The following is an 18,620-nucleotide window of genomic DNA, read 5'->3' as shown; positions in this document are numbered from 1 at the left end:
CCCCCTACTCTTGTTGATAATCCGCTAGCGGTTTTATATATGCTTTCACTTTTTCAAATTCCGATTGCTTCGGTACTGCATATACGTGAGAAGCCGTTTTAATTGCTGCGCTGTAGCCTTTTATATTGAACCATTCTTTCCGCTTAAAAATATGAACTTCAAGCCATATTTTATTTGTTCTTGTATCCAAAAACTTTTGAGAATTTGATTCTTTTTGCTGATCTGGTATTGTAATTTTCCCTATTAACTCTTTAGGGATTTTCACATAATACCCTTTTTCTATATCTATATATCGTTCTTCAATTGGTTTAATTCCAGATTCACTCCACTGTATGTAACGTTCGAAAAGCGGACTATCACCATGTGATTTATCTTCCCAACCTTTTGGGCGTACAGTACGAACAAATTCAATAATGCCGTCTTCATTAACATCTTTACTTTCTACAACATATTCATTAAATAAATCTTCTTTCCCATCCATAGGTAATACTTCATAATGATCCTGATCAAATTTTGCTACATAAGTTATACCTGAATGAGCCCCTGTTCCCGCATCGATTACAACTGCCTTTAATGATTTAGAAATACGACCCATTTGTATTCTTTGAATACTATTTATATACGGATCAAATGTAACCTCTGACAATACCTTAAACTTTTCAATGAACTGAACCTTCAACTGTTCATCTTTCATATGCGAAACAAGGCTTATGTCTTTAAAACCATTTTTGTTTAAATCATCTATAAATAACTTTGTATACTTCTGTCTATAAAATTCCTTTATATCGTCACTCTCATCGGAAAAAACATACATTGTGTTTTCTAATAAATCACGATTGGTAGTTATTCCTATCAATAGTTCCCTTTTCCCACTCCCTGTGAAATCTCCTACCTCAACAATATCTACTTCTTCCCCATCAAATGTATAGGTTGACTTCATATTCCATCCATTATTTTTCTTCTCATATACGGCTAAATATATATGATAATCTTCATTAGGTATTTTATATACGATGACAGCTTCTTTTTTATTATCTCGCTCGAAATTCATTGACCATGTCGTCTGTTTATCTCTATTAGACATTGGAGTAAGTAAGCGATAATTAACAGGTAAATCTTTATCAATTTGTTCCTTTAATTCATTAATCCATTTTTCATTTGTAGGAGCTTCCATTAGACTTGTTGGAGCTTCAGACATTTTACATCCAGTCAATATAAAGATAATTCCCATCATACTTAACCATTTCTGCATATGATATCTTTCCTTACCACAAATTTTGAATATGTCCTTTTACTTTTTTACCTATCCATTATACTCATACATATGAGTATAATTTTTCTAAACTAAAAAATCGTTACAGAAAAGTTACAAATACATTCCAAAAAAAAGATTGGCAAAAGCCAATCTTTTTTTCAGAGTGTTGGGAAACCTTTTAGGGTTCCCAACACTCTGGAATCTTTTTTGATTTTAGCGAATAAAAACAACATAAAATAATAGAATTTTAAAAAATAGCCCTCCACCTGACCCTTTTTGGTCAGGTGGAGGGCTATTTTTTTCATGTTTTGACAAGCTGCGGTGAGATAAGCTTGCATTTGGACAGACTTCAGCCCTCGAAACCGGGCATAGCGGTAGCCATGTAGTTCTTTGGCGTCTGCAAAGCTTCGCTCTATAGTGGAACAGCGTACTTTTACAACCTTTTCCCTGTAGCTGTTAGCTTGTTTTTTCTAGCAATATCCTTATATTTCTCCCACACATGATGAGTGATAACTTTTTGTTTTTGTTTCTTTGAAAAGCACACCTCACGTAACGGACAAACAGCGCAGTCTTCTGGATTCGATTTGTATTGACGGTATCCTTCACGATCAGTTGTTACATATTCTAGAATACATCCCATCGGACAAGCGAAAACATTCATTTCTTCTACATATTTAAATTGGCTTTTCGGTACTTCTTTATTCCGTTTTCCAAATCGGCGATACCCCATCACCATAAATATATTCCGTTCTGATAGTTTCTTACAGATATATCCTGTAAAATAGCCAGCATCAAGGGCAACAGCTTCTACTTTGAAGTCGAATTTATCAATCTGAGCTTGGAGGCGTGCTAAATACGGCTCGGAATCTGCCATATTTCCAGCCGTTACATAGGTATCTGTAATAATATTGTACTTCGCATCAGTCGTACGATGATCCAAGAAATGAAAACCATTTGGTTTTCCATCTCTCATTAAAAATCCACTATCTGGATCCGTTGTACTTATACGAGTTTTTTTGGTAGGGGTATCACTTTCCTTTCTAGGTTTTAATTCTTTTTTCCATGTACCTCACGATCTTCGATTACCGCAGCTTCTAGCTCGTCTATATAAAACTTTGCTTTTTCTTTTTTATATTTATGTACAAATTTATTTTTATTGGCATTGGCCTTAATATGTGTAGAATCTGTCATCAGTGCACGTCCTCCTACCATCCGGTGCTCCGTCGCTTGTCTCACAATCTCATCAAAAATTTCTTCGAAAATATTTGTATGAATAAAACGAGTACGACGATTCCAACTGATTGTAGAGTGATCCGGAATAGTATCCGATAGAGAAAACCCTAAAAACCAACGGTAGGCAATATTCGTTTTAATTTCCTTTTCCAATTGACGCTCAGAACGAATACCGTAAAAATATCCAATAAACATCATCTTAAATAAAACAATAGGATGAATGGACGGGCGTCCATTGTTTTCACAGTAATAAGGGCGTAACTTCTCTTCAATAAAATCAAAACTAATTGTCGCTTCAATTGCACGAAGGAAATGATCTTGTGGAACCAACTCTTCTACAGAAACAGATACACGCTCATCACGATGATTTTTTAAAGCACCCATCATAAAAAATCTCTCCTTTTCCTCTTTTTTATCAGTGTTGACACATAAAAAGAGGTTCAGACACAAAAACAGGCTGTGGAGAAGACTTTCTCCACAGCCTGAAAAAAAGATTGGCAAAAGCCAATCTTTTTTTATTATTCATTTCGGACTGATTTTGGCGTTACACCTAAATGATCATTTAATTTTTTTGAAATATCTTTTACATTTTTTTCATTTGGAATGTAATAATAAATACCACCGATACGTTTATCTGTGCCTTCTATTTGCAATTTTTCCATTTCCAAATTAGATCCTGCCATATTTTTTGTGATGGCAAGCATATCGTCAAATGTTAAGTTCGTTTTCATATTTTTATCAACCGCATCTAGTAAAGAGCCCATTTTGCTAATTGATTGAACAGACATCGCTTTTTTGGCAATTGCTTCTATTACAAGTTGCTGTCTCTGTCCACGCATTGCGTCACTATCAATTTTACGCGTTCTTGCAAGTGCAAGTGCTTGTTCTCCATTTAAATGTTGGTAACCTTTTTCTAAATGGATCATACCAGCTTGGTCTTTACTATCTTGTTCAGTGAAAGTAACTGGTACATCAATATCAATACCACCAATTGAATCGACAATTTGTACGAATGATTCAAAGTTAAACTTCACATAATAATCAACAGGGACATTTAAGAATCTTTCCACCGTATCGCGTGTGCTTTCTACGCCACCAAATACGTGAGCATGAGTAATTTTATCTAATTTTTTTCTAGTTGGAATATAAACACGTGAATCACGTGGAATACTTACTAGCTTAACAGACTTATCATCTTTATTAATTGTTGCTAATAAAAGTGCATCTGTTCGAACTGCTTCGCCATATTGGCTTTTTCTCATTTCACTTCCATCTACACCCATGATTAATATTGAAATATTATCCTTTAAAGGTTCAACTTCTTTATCACGCTTTGATGACTTTTCAATTTTCGCATACGCATCATTTACAACAGCTTTTGCTTTATTATATATAAACGAACCATATCCTACTCCTCCAAAAATAAGTAGGAAAAATGGAATTAATATGAACCATTTTATTGACTTTCTTTTAGAACGCTTTTTATTACTTCTCGTATTTTGTTCTAATTCAGAGCTCATACCCATTCGCCTCTCTTTCTCTTTACCAAGTATAATGTAAGTCTATTTATCTTCATATTGAATTTCCTTTCAGTAACCTTACAATTTTGTAAGGTTACTACTAAAACCCAATATGTATTCCATTTCACATTATACTCTCGTACTTATTTTTGGCAAGTCACTATTTACCAATTTCAAAAATTTAGCACTTCGCAACATGCAAATTTATAAATTCATTAACTCTTTCATTTTAAATTAGGATATCTTTTTCCAGATAAACGATATGAATAAAGAGTCCAGCTAATGATAAAACCTCTATGAATACAGTATATTTCACGTTATTATTTCTCAAACGGCGTATACATGCTTTTCTTCCCCTGATTATCAATAAAAGCCGACTTTGCTTTTATTTTCGTTTTTTCTACTTCCATGTCTTCATTTGAGAAGTTCACAATGATTTTAATATTTTTTCCATAAGAAACAGATTGTACTAGCTTATCTTCTGACAAATACGCAAAATTCGTCATCTCTTCTTTTACTGCTTTTTCATGAACTTCATTCCAAACTTTTAGATGCTCTGTAATTTCTTTTTTATGCTTATTCCACTCTACTTCATCCAAATGGTACAACGGAGGAACATTATACAATAATTCAGACAGCATTCGATTTCCAACTTCATCTTTTACCTTTAAACTTCCCCATTCCCAATGGTGCGTTGTAATAACGGAATCATTGTATACTAATTTATATAATGGTACCGAATATACTGGGTTTAAATACACTTGTTTATATTCTTCTTTCAATGGTACTTGTTTTGCATATTTTTCGGGAACATTTTGATTTGGTGACCAATATCCACCGACATAATACGGACTTGTTTTATTTTTCCGCATATCTTCATCGTCCCATTTAATAACAGGTGTTTCAATTCCGTGTGCAAATGCAATCGTACTACTAGCAAAATCATTTCCACCTTCAGAACCAACAACCATACCCTTTTCTTGCGCAATGTAGTCCATTCGTTTTAAACGTGCTTTTAAATCTTGCTCTTGTGTCGTTATATGTTTCGCTGAATAGTCATCGTAAATTTCACCTGTCGCATCACAATCAATAAACCATGAATTATATTTAGGACCATTTTGTAATATATCATTCATGCGTTCCTTTACACTAGGCAGCGATAAAGTCGGGTTTAACTTGCGACCTCTGCCTAAAAAGCCTTGCACCTTTTCTCCGTTTTTCTTCGTTACAGTAGCCTCTTCATATAATGATGGGTCATTAAAGGATGCTGTGTTCCAATTTTTATCACTTTTTTCGTGAATGGAATGATATGAATCATACGGACCAACTAAATACCCCATTTACTTACCTCTTCAACCGCATCACCAAGTAGCGACTTTAATAAATGCTTATTTAAGCTATACAATTCTGTGTTCGTTAAGTGACCTACACCTTTCTTTAATAGCACACTAGCTTCCTGATCAACGTTTTGAAAAATATCCTCTTTATAAAATTCCTTCATGGATAATACTTCGTTTATATAACGTAAAATAACATTTTTTTGATACTTATCAATGAAATCTTGTTTACTTACTTGATCTAATACATTCAGTTCCCCAGGCTCTGAACTATTCTTTTGAATAAGTTCTTTTATATGACTAAACAGCGGGCTATTTATTTGCTCCCTTAGTTTTGGCCAATTTATATTATTTTCTGATAGACCATTTTGATTCCAAAAATAAAAATGCGCCGCTCCATATAACTTTTCGATTTCTTTATTTTTTCTAGCCTTTTCTTGTAATGTTTTAAATTCACCTTTTCGAACAATATCATCCTTATACAGTTTAGCAATGCTTACCGCATCATTATTTGTCACATATAATTGAAATCCATATGTTTTATTTTTATTTATGCTCGGAAATTCATGTGTAAAATCAAATCCTATTTTCGGATCCGAATGAAACTTCAATTCATTATTAAACATATTGTTTGCAATATATACAATTGAATATTTCGAACCATTTAATGCGAAAAACTTCATAGAAAATGATTCAGCAAATGAATATGCATCATCCTTTAAAAACTTCTTCCAATTCTCATCATTGCTCGGAATTTGCTTACCCTCCCATAACGGAAGTGTATAATTTTCAGCTTCTACTTTCGGCCATGTAAAGCTTTCTGCACCAGTCGATTCCACTTCAATGTTTAAGTGGTCTTTTTTCTTTTCTAATTTTATTTTTACTTTTTGATCTGGATATTCCCACGATGTACGATCCTTTTCTTTTTTTACATTCGATACCTTCATTTTCGGTAGGGGTTGTGATGCCTGTTCCTTTACCCCCTCATGTTCTACAGTTAATGTGAATGTTTCTGGATTTACATCATAAGTAAAATCTTTATACGTCGATTTCTTTATTTTAGACTCTTGTACAGCATTACTACCTTTTACGTCACAACCGACTAAAGTCGAAAACGACATAGTTGTAAGAAGACATATCGTTATCATTTTTTTCATCCTCTGCACCTCCACCAATGAATATACAGGTGCTTTGTTACAGGAATGTGGCAAAAAATAATAGAGCTAGCATTTTGCTAGCTCTATTTGGAGTATTAAAAGTTGATATGAACAACTATAACTTGCTTAGAAGATATGTAATACAGTAACTGCATTTTTTCTCAACAATTATGAAACTAAACAAATCAAAATTTTAACAAGCATTCTTTAACTGAAAAAATAAGTGTATACAATGTATCCTAAAAGTAGTACTAAAATGATTATCCCTGTACCTTTCCAATTCATACCGCCTGCTATATCAACTGGACTACCTGTTTCCGCTCTATTGAGTCCGTCATGTAAAGAACCCGTAGGATTACTTTTTAATTCACTTTGTCTCATACGCTCTCTTTTTTCTTCTGGTGACTCTTTATTCATGTAATCACCTCCAAAATGAATGCACTCTTTACTTACATTATTCAAAATCAACATTTGTTTTATATTTTTTTCCGAAAAAACCTAATTTAAAATAGGTTTGCAACGTAAAGAAAGCTAGCCATGCCAGCTTTCTTTATGATCCAATATGCTCTTCCTTATTTACAATAATACCTTTATGGTCGATTTCAAGCTCACATACTTTCATATCTGTAAATACTCTCGCTAATTGCTCAGCGATTTCTTGACGTTTCTCATATGGTGCTAATATAAAAATAGATGGTCCCGCACCGCTAAGTGCTGTGCCGTACGCACCAAATTCTTTTGCGCATTTACGAATAGATGGTAATAACGGTACGAGTTCTAAACGATATGGCTCGTGAAAATGGTCTCTCTCCATCATTTCACCTACAACTTCCCACCGCTTTTGACATAATGCAGCTACTAATACGTTACTTATCGCACTCGCTTTAACTGCCTCATGAAACGGAAACATCTTTGGTAATACAGATCGACTTTCATCTGTATTTAATTCTTCATTCGGAATGAGAGAAACTACACCTAATTCCTTGCTCTCAATTCTTACGACGGAAACATCCTTTCCATCAAGTGCTCCAATTACAGTTCCACCTAATATAGAAGCAGCAACATTATCAGGATGTCCTTCAAAATTTGTAGCAATTTGAACTTTTTGATCAGCAGTTAAGTTCAAATTGCCTAGTTGATTCGCAAGCTCTATCCCAGCTACAATCGCTGATGCACTACTTCCTAGCCCTCTCGTTAATGGGATATTACTAGTAACTTCTATTATATGAGGTGATATAGAAGGACAGACTTTACATGCCGTGCTAACGATTAAATTTTTATCGTCTGTCGGAATTGATTCTTCAAAGGAATGGATCACTTGCCATTTATCAGCTTTTTCTTTAACCACCACATCTAAATACAATGACAAAGCTATTCCAACTGAATCAAATCCAGGACCAACATTCGCCGTACTAGCAGGGACACGAACGCTAAATGGTATCACGACATAATCACCCCTTTAATATGATCTTTAATTTGTTCTATATCATTTGACACACTTGCGATGTCTAGTTGATTTGAAGAAATAGCGATATCAGGATCCTTCAAACCATTTCCAGTTAATACTGCAACAACTGTTTCTCCCTTTTTGATTTTTCCAGATTCAACATGTTTAATTACGCCGGCTAATGAAGCATTTGATCCTGGTTCAGCGAAAACTCCTTCAGTTTTTGCTAATAACCTATACGCATGTAAAATTTCTTCATCTGATACCATATCTATTTCACCACGAGACTGCTCGGCAGCCTCTACTGCATACGACCAACTTGCTGGGTTACCGATGCGAATCGCTGTTGCAATTGTTTCAGGTTCTTCAATTACATGCCCTTTTACAATTGCAGCTGCTCCTTCCGCTTCAAAACCATGGATTCTTGGCTTCTTATAACCTTTTTCTTTCTCATATTCACAGAAACCTTTCCAATATGCTGTAATATTTCCTGCGTTCCCAACAGGGATAGCTAGAACATCTGGTGCATTTTGCAATTGGTCACAAATTTCAAATGCTGCCGTTTTTTGCCCTTCAATTCGATAAGGATTCACTGAATTTACTAACGTAATCGGCTCTTCTGCAGCAATATTTCTTACAGCCTTAAGTGCATCATCGAAATTCCCTTCTATTGAAATAATTTCAGCTCCATAAGCGACCGCTTGCGCTAATTTTCCATGTGCAATCTTTCCTTCTGGTATTACGATAATACATTTCATCCCAAGACGTGCCGCATATGCTGCAGCTGATGCTGATGTATTACCTGTTGATGCACAAATGATTGCTTCTGAACCTTCTTCTTTCGCCTTAGCAACTGCCATGACCATACCACGATCTTTAAAAGAACCTGTCGGATTCGCTCCTTCGTACTTACCGTATAGCTGAATCCCTAATTGTTTTGATATGTTTAATAATGGAATAAGTGGTGTGTTTCCTTCCATTAAGCTGACATCAGGTGTATTTTCATTCACCGGTAAATAAGAAGCATACTGTTTTAATAGTCCTTTATACATATTGTTTTTCCTCCTCAATAATGTAGTAACTGTTTATTTCACTTGCGACAGCTTCTATCGCTCCTAAAACTCGTTCAAATTGATACTTGGAAGTTCGATGTGTCACAACAACGACTTCTGCCAGTTCACGGTTTAAAGGTAATTGAATAACCTCTTTTAAACTTACAGAATAATTAACGAAACATTCTGTTATTTTTTGTAACATCCCAGGCTCATCTCGTAATGAAATGCGTAAGAAATATTTCGAAACTACTTCTTCATCACCTTGTAATTCATAAGGAACTGGTTCTTTTAACGCACTTTTATTTTTCGGAACTTGATTCATATTTTTAACGATGGAAATAATATCACTTACTACAGCAGAACCAGTCGGTAACTTCCCAGCTCCGGGTCCATAAAACATCACTTCTCCTACCGCTTGGCCATGAACATACACCGCATTAAATTCATTATTCACATTTGATAATGGATGCTGGCTCGGTAAAAGCGTCGGTTCTACACTTAAATGAATGGCTGGTCCTTGTTTTTCAGCCTTACCAATTAACTTCATAGTAAATCCTAACTTTTCAGCCATTTGTAAATCTTCTTTTTCGACCTTTCGAATCCCTCTTACTTGCACATCATCTAATGAAACATTCATCGAAAAACCTAAGTTTGCAAGAATTGCTACTTTTCTTGCCGCATCTAGTCCATCTACATCTGCTGTCGGATCCGATTCTGCAAAACCTAATTTTTGCGCTTCCTGTAAAGCCTCTTCATAAGACCATCCATTTTGACTCATTTTTGTTAACATATAATTTGTTGTACCATTTACAATTCCCATTATTTTTTCAATTTGATCTGATGCTAGCCCGTCAGTTAGTCCTCTTAACACTGGAATACCGCCTGCTACGCTCGCTTCATAACATAAATCACAATCATTATCGTTCGCCAGTTGAAGAAGCTCTGCACCATATACAGCCATTAAATCTTTATTTGCTGTCACGACATGTTTCTTATTTCGTAAAGCCTTAACAATATGCTGCTTCGCTTCTTCAATTCCACCCATTACCTCTACTACAATATCAATATTTGAATCATTTAGAACTTCATCTGCATGACTTGTGACTGCAATCCCGTCAATACAAACATCGCGTTCTTTTTCCAAATCACGTACAACGACTGTTTTCACTTTCACTTCGTATCCTGTATCAAGAGCGATTTTTTTATAATGTTCTTTCAAAATATGAACAACACCACTTCCGACCGTACCTAAACCTAATACTCCAACATTTATAACGTTATTCATCTTCTAATCTCCTCCTAAAAGTTTAATTGTTACACCTATAAATCACCTTACTCTGCTTTTTTGTCATGCAGGTGGTGGTTATTTCCGTACTTATAAATCGTTTCATATTACCGCACCTCCTCAAAGTAATAAAAAAACACACTCTTCCCTAGGAAAGGGACGAATGTGTTTTCGTGGTTCCACCCTTGTTCCAATCTAGACGTATTTCTCCCTAGATTGCTCAAGTTCAGATAACGGCTGATACCGTCAATAATTACTAGATTACTCGTTCACTATTGAAGTTCAAAGGTGGTAAAATCATTTCTCGTGTTAGGAAGCTCACACCCTTGGCTTCCCTCTCTGTAAACCGTAAAAATGATTTCGTGTCCTTATCGTTACTTTTTCGTTCATGTTTATTTGTTAACTCATTATACTCGCATAAAAAACAAAATCAATACTATTTTTTAATTATTTTAAATTTTCAATCTCTAAATCCGTAAAAAAACACACTCATCCCTAGGAAAGGGACGAATGTGTTTTCGTGGTTCCACCCTTGTTCCAATCTAGACGTATTTCTCCCTAGATTGCTCAAGTTCAGATAACGGCTGATACCGTCAATAATTACTAGATTACTCGTTCACTATTGAAGTTCAAAGGTGGTAAAATCATTTCTCGTGTTAGGAAGTTCACACCCTTGACTTCCCTCTCTGTAAACCGTAAAAATGATTTCATGTCCTTATCATTACTTTTTCGTTCATGTCTATTTGTTAACTTATTATAGTTATCAACTTTTTAAAAAGCAAGCCTATTTTTACTAACTATTTTCAAAATAACTTTTTATTATATTTCACAATAGCATTATGCAACTGCCACTCAATTTACCTATTTTGTCATTTCTCCAGTTTATAAATCAACGGTTCATATATAAAGTGAAACTTTAATCAGTGGGGATTTTGTTCATCCCCACTGATTATTAGCCTTCACCAATCGGGCTTTTACGGGCAGTTGATCCCCACCTGACTTCTTTGTTTTCGCTGAATTTTGAGGTAGGGGTCTTACTGCCCGTTAATGCGGGATAAATCCCCCATTCTAAAACCCGTACATATCCGCTCCACAAAGCTATATTAATAAAATTTTCAATACAATCTTTTTGTATAACTTTCTTCTAAAGAACGTGCAACATCTTCTTCTGAAGTATTCACTTTCGCATGCTCCAGCAACATTTTTGCTGCTGATGGTAACTCTTTTTTATTTAACCAAGATTCTGGATCCCACATCTTAGAACGAATAAACGCTTTTGCACAATGAATATAACACTCTTCTATTTCAACAACAATTCCAAGCAACGGATTGCGTCCATTCGCCTGCATTTCTTTCAAAATTTCTTCGTCGTTTGTAATATACGCTCGGCCATTTATTCTGAGTGTCTCCCCAAGACCTGGAATAAAAAAGATTAGTCCTACACGTGGATTTGAAATAATATTCAAAATGGAGTCTATACGACGATTTCCTGGTCTTTCTGGAATGATAATTTTATTATTATTGAGTACGTATACAAATCCAGGTGCATCTCCTCGCGGCGAGGCGTCACACTCCCCCAACTGATTTCCAGTGGATAATACTAGAAAAGGAGATTTAGAAAGAAAATCTACGCAATGGTGGTCTAATGATGAAATGACTTTTTTCAACGCTCGCTCACTTGGTTGCCCCAATATTTTCCGTAACTCTTCCTCTGTTGAAATAATCGATTTTATTTCCGTACGCTCTATCCCCACTTATAACCACTCCTTTTTCTTTATTTTCCCAAAATTCAATACAAATATTGTATAATAAAATTTGAGGAAAGGGGAATTAAAATGACAGAGTGGTTAACAATATTTGATCCTGAAAGAAATACACTTGGGAAGAAATTACGTGATGAAGTGCATCGTGACGGCGATTGGCACGAGACATTTCATTGCTGGTTTGTAGAAAAAGATACTGAAGATATGTTTTTATATTTCCAATTACGCTCTAAAAATAAAAAAGAAGCTCCATGTATATGGGATATTACTTCAGCTGGACATATTATGCATGATGAAGATGTACAAATTGGTGGTCTTCGTGAAATTGAGGAAGAATTAGGGCTTTCCTTTCAAACTAATGATTTAACATACAAGGGAATCTTTAAAATAGATTATGAAATTTCAAATCTTACTGATCGCGAGTTTTGTCATATATATTTTCACAACGTCATCAATCCACTTCCATTCGCACCAGGTGAAGAAGTAGACGATGTGATGAAAGTACATGCAACTTCTTTTCTACAACTATTAAAAGGAGAGATTTCATCTTTAACGACTATTTCAGTCTTAAACAATACACCGATTACGATAACATTTAAAGATATTTATCCGTATGATCTTGCATACTATGAATTTGTTATAGAGCAAGGAAAAGAATTATTAAAAAATAATAGTTTATAAATAAAATAGGACTCCTAGCATAATATTGCGTAGAGTCCTATTTTTTATTATTGTTCAAGGATTTTTAATCTACTCTCTACTTGTATAAATAAACGAATGATTAATAACAGCATAACCACTATAATCGCTATTATTGTATGTGGATATCTAAACAGTATACTAATAACACTTCCAATTAACATCATGATAAATCCGTTTTGCTTCATCACTTCTGCACTATACCTGTTACCCGCATCCCATAATTCCTTATTTTTCATAGATCGTTTCGTACGATAACCATATGCCGCATTAATATCGGTCGGTGGATTTTTTTGAAGAATAATTGCCGCAAGTATAAAAATAATACCAATCAATATGCTTATTCCTATGTTTACTAGTGCATCAATCAATTATATCCCCCCCTAACTTACACTTTCATTATACGACACAACCCTTATTTTTCCAATTTATAACACATTCACTTTCTTTCTTTTGATGTCTGGAACATACTTGGAAGTGTTACAAAACGTGCCCCTTTCGTTTTTAACTGCGGAATGATTTTGTCTAGTGCATCAACAGATCCTTGTAAATGCCCACCTGGTGTTGAATGTTGGAGGATGACACTTCCAGGAAATGAATTCCCTAACACATTATTTGTAATCGTATCAGCACTCACACCTTTCCAATCAACTGTATCAACACTCCACTGTACAATCATAAAATTTTGCTCTGTGGCCCATTTTAATTGATTTTCAAGTATTTCACCGTATGGCGGACGTATAAACTTCGGTGCATAACCAGCTAAACGATTTAATATTTCTTCCGTTTTTATAATTTGATTACGGTACTCATCCTCATTTACTTTCGCTAAGTTCGGATGACTATACGTATGATTACCAATTACATGCCCTTCATTTGCAATACGCTTTACTATGTTCGGAAATTTTTCTGCGTTTTCACCAAGTAAGAAAAAAGTAGCTTTTACATTATGTTGTTTTAACTTATCTAAAATTTTTGGCGTGAATTCTAAATCTGGTCCATCATCAAATGTAAGAGCGACTTCCGCTTTATTATACGGTCCTGAAAATGCGTACGCATATTTTTCAACCCATGAAAATGGTGTCCACGATCCACGATCATCTGCTTTCATTTGTACTTCATAATTTTGAGGGATATATGCGTATGGCAATGAGTTTATATAGTCTCCATAATAAAATGAGTTATATGGCATATAAGCATACGAAACATCTCGTTCTAGTCCCCATTGATATGGAGCAAACATTTCTGGCGAATAAAAATAATACATGATAAAAAACCTTCCTAAATTTTCATATGTGATTCATCTGCACTTTGTTAGAGAAATTGTTATTCATAAACAAAAATAAGACTGTCCTTAATTAGGAAAGCCTTACTACTTTATATTATTAATAAATTGATGTACTATCTTTTGGCAAAGCTTTCACATGTTTTAAATAGTTCGTCACTTTATCATCCTCATCTTGCGGATATTGATATTCATATGTGTTAGCGATTTCGTTCGCCACTTCCCTAAATAAATCACCCATAACAAAGAATGACTCCCATATATTTTCATATTCTGCATTAGAAAATGTCCTTTTAAATTGCTCCCACATATCTTCTTCAATATATTGCTCGAAATGCTTTCCAAACTTCCCTGTATTAACTGTAAAGTCTGTTTTCATACCAATATGCCATTCTAGCATTACGATGAACATATCTCGCACTGGTCCTTCAAGCATTCCTTTTGCATAAGAAAGTTCCTCTCGCCATAACCCTTTTGCGATATTCGTACTACACCACCAAAATTCATTACAACAATCTAAAAACTCTTTTTCTGTAGGCTTTTTTATTAAGTAATCCTTATCGCTTGCTGGCGGGAATTCTTCCAGACAATTATCTTTATCAAGAAGCAGTTTACTTAAACTATCTTGTCCAACGAACTTTTTTATTAACTCAACTGGAACTAGCGTTAAATCAATCCGATTCCCATCCATGAACTGCATTAAATATGGAAACTTCCCGTCTTCATCTGGTGGAACTAACAACATTTCTTCTGGCATTTGTACAATCATTATTTCTCCAAATCTATGAATCCAATTATGATTAGACGTAAAAGATTGTATATCATTTACAACATACATAATATCATAGTCTTGAAAACAATCTCTTTTCACATTTGGATTTACACGCGATCCATTCATGATGACAGCTCGAATTCTTTCATCCTCTATTGCTGTATTTATAATTAAATCTAACATTTCTTTTTCAGTTCTCATCTACTTATAGCCTCCAATTTTTTAATATACAATATAGTGTTATGTATATTGGAGGTCCACGAGCTAGTCTCGTTATACACGCTACACGTTATAATTTTTGAAACTTCTTTTTCATTCCTTTTCCCTCCTTACATCACTCTTTTACAACTGCCATTCCTTTCAATTTACCAATGCTTTCTACCATTCACTTTTAATTATACCGAAAATTCTGTCTTGAATACAAAAAATAAAGAAGGGACATCTACCCCTTATAGAATAGATATCCCTTCTTTTAAAGTTAAATTTAATTCCTATGGATTAGTAGACCAAAGCCCAGCAGATTTAATAAATGTACGTTTATTTAATTTCAGCTGCGCTACGATAAATTCTGCAATATCTTCTGCTTGCATTACTTTATCAGGGTTTCCATCAGTTAATCCTAAATCTACAGCCATATCAGTTGCTACTGTACTTGGAGTTAAAGCTGTTACACGAATGTTATGTTTGCGAACTTCCATCGCTAACGATTCTGTTAAGCCAAGGACACCAAATTTAGAAGCACTATATGCACTTGTTACAGGTGCGCCTTTTTGTCCTGCTGTAGATGAAATGTTAATGATATCACCAGATTGTTGTTCAATCATGCTCGGTAAAGCTGCACGAGTTGCATAGTATACACCCATTAAGTTTACTTGAATGATTTTTTCCCAATCAGCAACGTCTAGTTCTAAAAACTTACCGAATTTAGAAATACCAGCGTTATTAATTAAAATATCGATAGATCCTAAACCATTTTTTAACGTTTCAATCGCAGTTGTTACTTCTTCGTATGAAGAAACATCAGCAGTTGCAATAACAGCTTTTACACCTTCTGCTTCTACTTCTTTCGCTACAGCTTTTAAGTTTTCTTCTGAACGAGCTAATAAGCCTACATTTACGCCTTCTTTCGCTAATGCGATTGCTACAGCGCGACCAATCCCTCTACCTGCTCCTGTAATTAAAGCATTTTTACCTTGTAATAATTCTGCCAAGTATAACACTCCTTAATCATCTCAGTTATGTATTATATTAAAATTGTATCTATGTTTATGTAAAAAGGCAATGATGCACTTTCATGTGCGTAGGTTACTTGTAGGTAACTATAGAAAGGTTTTATTTATAAGTTTCATTTTTTTACCATTATTCATGTAAAATAAAAACAAATCCAGCATAGGAGAGTGTATGAGTATGAAAAGAAAAAAATGGTTCTTGTTACTAACTGCAGTCGGACTATGTATCATATTGTTTGCACTGTACTTTATATTTGGTAACCCACTAAATTATAAAGTAATAGAAAAAGATACTAGCCATTATCTCCATATTAAAAAAGGTTATAAGCAAGAAGAAATACAAAACATAACCGGAAAATATACTCCCCTTTATAATATTGGCTATTATGCAACAGTAGTATATAAAGACGAACCATATTTCACCTACTCTTATACATACGATGATAATAAAAAAATAATACAAGACAACGGTATTTTAGGAAGACATACTGAGTCATTTGAACATCTTAATTTAAACTGGTCGTTGTTTGACCAGTTAGTAGATGGTATTCATACAAACTTGCAAGGAATAGGTTTAAGAGAAAAGAAAGATTATTCTATACGATACGTTCAATTCATTGATATAGATGACGATAAAAACGGTGTGGAAGCATACGTTGACTTTAAGAAAGATAAAGAATCCGATTACTCATATCGTATGAATAGCGAAGGAAAAGCTTATCAATATAATTGCAGTAACGGTAAATGCATTTTTAAAGAGAAATAGTGTTAGAAGGTTCTCCTTCTAACACTATTTCTCTTCATGATTTGGCATACGCACAATAAATTCAGTACCTTTTCCTTCCTCACTCTCAACTTTTATTTCCACATGATGAAGGTCGAGTACTTTCTTTACAATAGCTAAACCTAAGCCACTTCCTCCATAGGCACGATTTCGTGAAGAATCCGCTTTATAAAAACGCTCAAAAATATGTTGTTTCTGTTCTTCTGATATACCAATTCCTGAATCACGGATACGCACTTCCACTACTGTCTCATGTTCCTTTAACTGAATAGTAATCGTACCACCGCTTGGAGTAAATTTAATACTATTATGAATTAAATTAATCCACACTTGACTCATACTTTCTTGGTCAGCAATAACATATACTTTTTCTAAATCTAGTTCTAACTCAATTTCTTTTTCAGCCCAGAGTGGTTCACTATTTAACACAATTTGCTTTAATTGTTGATCTAATCGATAGCTCACTCTTTCTGGTGTATACTCTTCTGATTCTAAAAGAGTTAGCTTTAGTAAATTTTGACTTAGTTTAGATAATCTCGTTGTTTCAGTTTCAATAATGGTCAGATAATGCTTTCTTTTTTCCTCAGAAAGATTATCGTCTTGTAGTGCTCTAGCAAATCCTTTTATAGAAGTTAACGGTGACTGTATTTCATGAGAAACATTCGATACAAACTCTTGTCTCATTTTCTCCATCGTATTCAGTTCATCTGTCATATCATTTATACTTTTTACGAGCACGCCAATTTCACCATCATACTTTTCTTCATTTCTTATTTTTACGGAGAAGTCTCCTTTTGCAATTTTTTGTATCGGTTCAATAATAGTCCAAATCATCGCCTCTCGTTTTGGTCTCATTAATATTCCAATCAATGTCCAAATAAGAATAATAAAGACAAAACCGACCATATCACTAATTAGAAAGGCAACAAACGGCGATACGTTTACGTCAAAAGCATTCAATAAACTAGTTGCTACATAAAATGCGATAGACCAAATGACAGTAAGCAAAGAAAAGAGCGCTAATACCGCTCCAAATACTTTCAGCATCTTCAACTTACTCATTCGTTTTCTTTTTCTCATTTACTTACCTCTAAGCGATACCCTAATCCTCTTATTGTTTTAATACTAAATTTCGACTGCTCTTCTTGAAACTTCTCACGTAATCGATTAATATGAACGTCTAGTGTACGTTCATTCCCTTCAAAATCATATCCCCATATTTCTTCAATTAATTGCTCTCTCGAACAAGTTCTTCCCGATTTAGACCCTAAAGTAAAGAGCAGCTCAAATTCTTTTAACGGTAACGTAACCGTTTGTTCTCCACATGTAACTTCGAATGTTTTACGATTTAATAATACATTTCCAACTTGAATCGATTGCGAAACTGTAATTTTGTAACGTTTCAATAATGCTTTTACTCTCACTACTAGTTCTATAGGATCAAATGGTTTTACAAGATAATCATCTGTCCCAAGGTGAAATCCTTTTACTTTTTGTGATGTTTCTCCTTTGGCAGTTAGCATCAGAACCGGGATATCATAGTATTTTCTTAATTCAAAACATACATCAAATCCATCCATATTTGGCATCATGATATCAAGAATAACCATATCGACTTTTACGTCATCCATTTTCTGAAGTGCATCTACTCCATCAATTGCCTCATATGTTTGAAAACCTTCTCGTTCTAAAAATACAGAAACGAGTTCTCTAATGTGTGGATCGTCGTCTACTATTAAAATTTTAGGTATCAAAGGAACCATTTCCTTTCTACTTAGCATCTAATATATTTTTTAAAA

Annotated in this window: 17 protein-coding genes, 2 pseudogenes and 2 other annotated features; of the genes and pseudogenes, 2 read left to right on the top strand and 17 right to left on the bottom strand. The window is 34.4% G+C overall.

Annotation, left to right across the window (positions count from 1 at the left end; genetic code table 11):
* Nucleotides 1-4: 4 nt before the first annotated feature.
* From AC3WVZ_RS08495 to AC3WVZ_RS08445, 11 genes and pseudogenes are all read right to left on the bottom strand, one after another.
* The gene (locus tag AC3WVZ_RS08495; protein WP_001174873.1) at nt 5-1,252 is read right to left on the bottom strand and encodes a hypothetical protein; all 1,248 of its coding nucleotides are present in this window, start codon (nt 1,250-1,252) and stop codon (nt 5-7) included.
* 161 nt (nt 1,253-1,413) lie between these two features.
* Entirely contained in the window at nt 1,414-1,593 is a 180-nt protein-coding gene (locus AC3WVZ_RS08490; protein WP_425594313.1) for a hypothetical protein, read from the bottom strand.
* A gap of 15 nt (nt 1,594-1,608) precedes the next feature.
* A pseudogene (locus AC3WVZ_RS08485) lies at nt 1,609-1,895 on the bottom strand (transposase); the annotation flags it as partial.
* Between the two features lie 407 nt (nt 1,896-2,302).
* Nucleotides 2,303-2,875: an IS1182 family transposase gene (locus tag AC3WVZ_RS08480; protein WP_000971774.1), complete on the bottom strand. Its 573-nt coding sequence runs from the start codon at nt 2,873-2,875 to the stop codon at nt 2,303-2,305.
* 131 nt (nt 2,876-3,006) lie between these two features.
* Complete coding sequence (locus tag AC3WVZ_RS08475) at nt 3,007-4,008, bottom strand: LCP family protein (RefSeq protein ID WP_002182662.1); 1,002 nt, start codon at nt 4,006-4,008, stop codon at nt 3,007-3,009.
* 320 nt (nt 4,009-4,328) lie between these two features.
* A pseudogene (locus AC3WVZ_RS08470) lies at nt 4,329-6,502 on the bottom strand (glycoside hydrolase).
* Nucleotides 6,503-6,709: 207 nt separating this feature from the next.
* Entirely contained in the window at nt 6,710-6,919 is a 210-nt protein-coding gene (locus tag AC3WVZ_RS08465; RefSeq protein ID WP_001031479.1) for a DUF6366 family protein, read from the bottom strand.
* Nucleotides 6,920-7,052: 133 nt separating this feature from the next.
* Nucleotides 7,053-7,946 (bottom strand): homoserine kinase, encoded by an 894-nt coding sequence (gene thrB / locus AC3WVZ_RS08460; RefSeq protein ID WP_000612102.1) that lies wholly within the window; start codon nt 7,944-7,946, stop codon nt 7,053-7,055.
* Complete coding sequence (thrC, locus tag AC3WVZ_RS08455; RefSeq protein ID WP_000276438.1) at nt 7,943-9,001, bottom strand: threonine synthase; 1,059 nt, start codon at nt 8,999-9,001, stop codon at nt 7,943-7,945. The genes thrB and thrC overlap by 4 nt, the downstream gene beginning before the upstream one ends.
* Nucleotides 8,994-10,289: a homoserine dehydrogenase gene (locus AC3WVZ_RS08450; RefSeq protein ID WP_001066902.1), complete on the bottom strand. Its 1,296-nt coding sequence runs from the start codon at nt 10,287-10,289 to the stop codon at nt 8,994-8,996. The genes thrC and AC3WVZ_RS08450 overlap by 8 nt, the downstream gene beginning before the upstream one ends.
* A 152-nt stretch (nt 10,290-10,441) precedes the next feature.
* Nucleotides 10,442-10,673: a binding site (T-box leader), on the bottom strand.
* 115 nt (nt 10,674-10,788) lie between these two features.
* Nucleotides 10,789-11,020: a binding site (T-box leader), on the bottom strand.
* Between the two features lie 384 nt (nt 11,021-11,404).
* Nucleotides 11,405-12,043 carry a pyridoxamine 5'-phosphate oxidase family protein gene (locus tag AC3WVZ_RS08445; RefSeq protein ID WP_000510732.1) on the bottom strand — a complete coding sequence of 213 codons (639 nt, stop codon included), beginning with the start codon at nt 12,041-12,043 and terminating at the stop codon, nt 11,405-11,407.
* Between the two features lie 81 nt (nt 12,044-12,124).
* Between AC3WVZ_RS08445 and AC3WVZ_RS08440 the strand changes: the two genes are divergently transcribed.
* Nucleotides 12,125-12,733 carry an NUDIX hydrolase gene (locus AC3WVZ_RS08440; protein ID WP_233936278.1) on the top strand — a complete coding sequence of 203 codons (609 nt, stop codon included), beginning with the start codon at nt 12,125-12,127 and terminating at the stop codon, nt 12,731-12,733.
* A gap of 47 nt (nt 12,734-12,780) precedes the next feature.
* Here AC3WVZ_RS08440 and AC3WVZ_RS08435 read toward each other — a convergent pair whose 3' ends face one another.
* The 4 genes from AC3WVZ_RS08435 to AC3WVZ_RS08420 all read right to left on the bottom strand — a co-directional run bounded on the left by AC3WVZ_RS08435 (nt 12,781) and on the right by AC3WVZ_RS08420 (nt 16,019).
* Nucleotides 12,781-13,119 (bottom strand): SdpI family protein, encoded by a 339-nt coding sequence (locus tag AC3WVZ_RS08435; RefSeq protein WP_025118474.1) that lies wholly within the window; start codon nt 13,117-13,119, stop codon nt 12,781-12,783.
* Nucleotides 13,120-13,190: 71 nt separating this feature from the next.
* Nucleotides 13,191-14,018 (bottom strand): peptidoglycan-N-acetylglucosamine deacetylase, encoded by an 828-nt coding sequence (locus tag AC3WVZ_RS08430; protein ID WP_000291199.1) that lies wholly within the window; start codon nt 14,016-14,018, stop codon nt 13,191-13,193.
* Between the two features lie 118 nt (nt 14,019-14,136).
* Nucleotides 14,137-15,009: an aminoglycoside 6-adenylyltransferase gene (locus AC3WVZ_RS08425; RefSeq protein WP_001258500.1), complete on the bottom strand. Its 873-nt coding sequence runs from the start codon at nt 15,007-15,009 to the stop codon at nt 14,137-14,139.
* A 290-nt stretch (nt 15,010-15,299) separates the two neighbouring features.
* Nucleotides 15,300-16,019 (bottom strand): 3-ketoacyl-ACP reductase, encoded by a 720-nt coding sequence (locus AC3WVZ_RS08420; RefSeq protein WP_000818985.1) that lies wholly within the window; start codon nt 16,017-16,019, stop codon nt 15,300-15,302.
* A 190-nt stretch (nt 16,020-16,209) separates the two neighbouring features.
* On the opposite strand from AC3WVZ_RS08420, the gene AC3WVZ_RS08415 reads away from it, so the two are divergent.
* Complete coding sequence (locus tag AC3WVZ_RS08415; protein ID WP_063219868.1) at nt 16,210-16,803, top strand: DUF3139 domain-containing protein; 594 nt, start codon at nt 16,210-16,212, stop codon at nt 16,801-16,803.
* A 24-nt stretch (nt 16,804-16,827) separates the two neighbouring features.
* On the opposite strand, the gene hitS is transcribed toward AC3WVZ_RS08415, so the two are convergent.
* Nucleotides 16,828-17,901, bottom strand: a complete 1,074-nt coding sequence (gene hitS / locus AC3WVZ_RS08410; RefSeq protein WP_233936277.1) for an envelope stress sensor histidine kinase HitS — start codon at nt 17,899-17,901, stop codon at nt 16,828-16,830.
* Nucleotides 17,898-18,575 carry an envelope stress response regulator transcription factor HitR gene (gene hitR / locus AC3WVZ_RS08405; protein WP_233936276.1) on the bottom strand — a complete coding sequence of 226 codons (678 nt, stop codon included), beginning with the start codon at nt 18,573-18,575 and terminating at the stop codon, nt 17,898-17,900. The genes hitS and hitR overlap by 4 nt, the downstream gene beginning before the upstream one ends.
* Nucleotides 18,576-18,620 lie beyond the last annotated feature (45 nt).

This window comes from Bacillus sp. CPT56D-587-MTF (genome assembly GCF_058792335.1).
The sequence above is the reverse complement of the archived record's forward strand: the minus strand, read 5'-3'. Positions and strand labels throughout refer to the sequence as shown.

Coding starts and splice junctions, on each gene's coding strand:
- thrC (WP_000276438.1), bottom strand. CDS start 9,001: ATGTATAAAGGACTATTAAAACAGTATGCTTCTTATTTACCGGTGAAT.
- AC3WVZ_RS08425 (WP_001258500.1), bottom strand. CDS start 15,009: ATGAGAACTGAAAAAGAAATGTTAGATTTAATTATAAATACAGCAATA.
- AC3WVZ_RS08490 (WP_425594313.1), bottom strand. CDS start 1,593: ATGCAAGCTTATCTCACCGCAGCTTGTCAAAACATGAAAAAAATAGCC.
- AC3WVZ_RS08465 (WP_001031479.1), bottom strand. CDS start 6,919: ATGAATAAAGAGTCACCAGAAGAAAAAAGAGAGCGTATGAGACAAAGT.
- AC3WVZ_RS08495 (WP_001174873.1), bottom strand. CDS start 1,252: ATGCAGAAATGGTTAAGTATGATGGGAATTATCTTTATATTGACTGGA.
- AC3WVZ_RS08475 (WP_002182662.1), bottom strand. CDS start 4,008: ATGAGCTCTGAATTAGAACAAAATACGAGAAGTAATAAAAAGCGTTCT.
- AC3WVZ_RS08440 (WP_233936278.1), top strand. CDS start 12,125: ATGACAGAGTGGTTAACAATATTTGATCCTGAAAGAAATACACTTGGG.
- AC3WVZ_RS08480 (WP_000971774.1), bottom strand. CDS start 2,875: ATGATGGGTGCTTTAAAAAATCATCGTGATGAGCGTGTATCTGTTTCT.
- hitS (WP_233936277.1), bottom strand. CDS start 17,901: ATGAGAAAAAGAAAACGAATGAGTAAGTTGAAGATGCTGAAAGTATTT.
- AC3WVZ_RS08450 (WP_001066902.1), bottom strand. CDS start 10,289: ATGAATAACGTTATAAATGTTGGAGTATTAGGTTTAGGTACGGTCGGA.
- AC3WVZ_RS08415 (WP_063219868.1), top strand. CDS start 16,210: ATGAGTATGAAAAGAAAAAAATGGTTCTTGTTACTAACTGCAGTCGGA.
- AC3WVZ_RS08430 (WP_000291199.1), bottom strand. CDS start 14,018: ATGTATTATTTTTATTCGCCAGAAATGTTTGCTCCATATCAATGGGGA.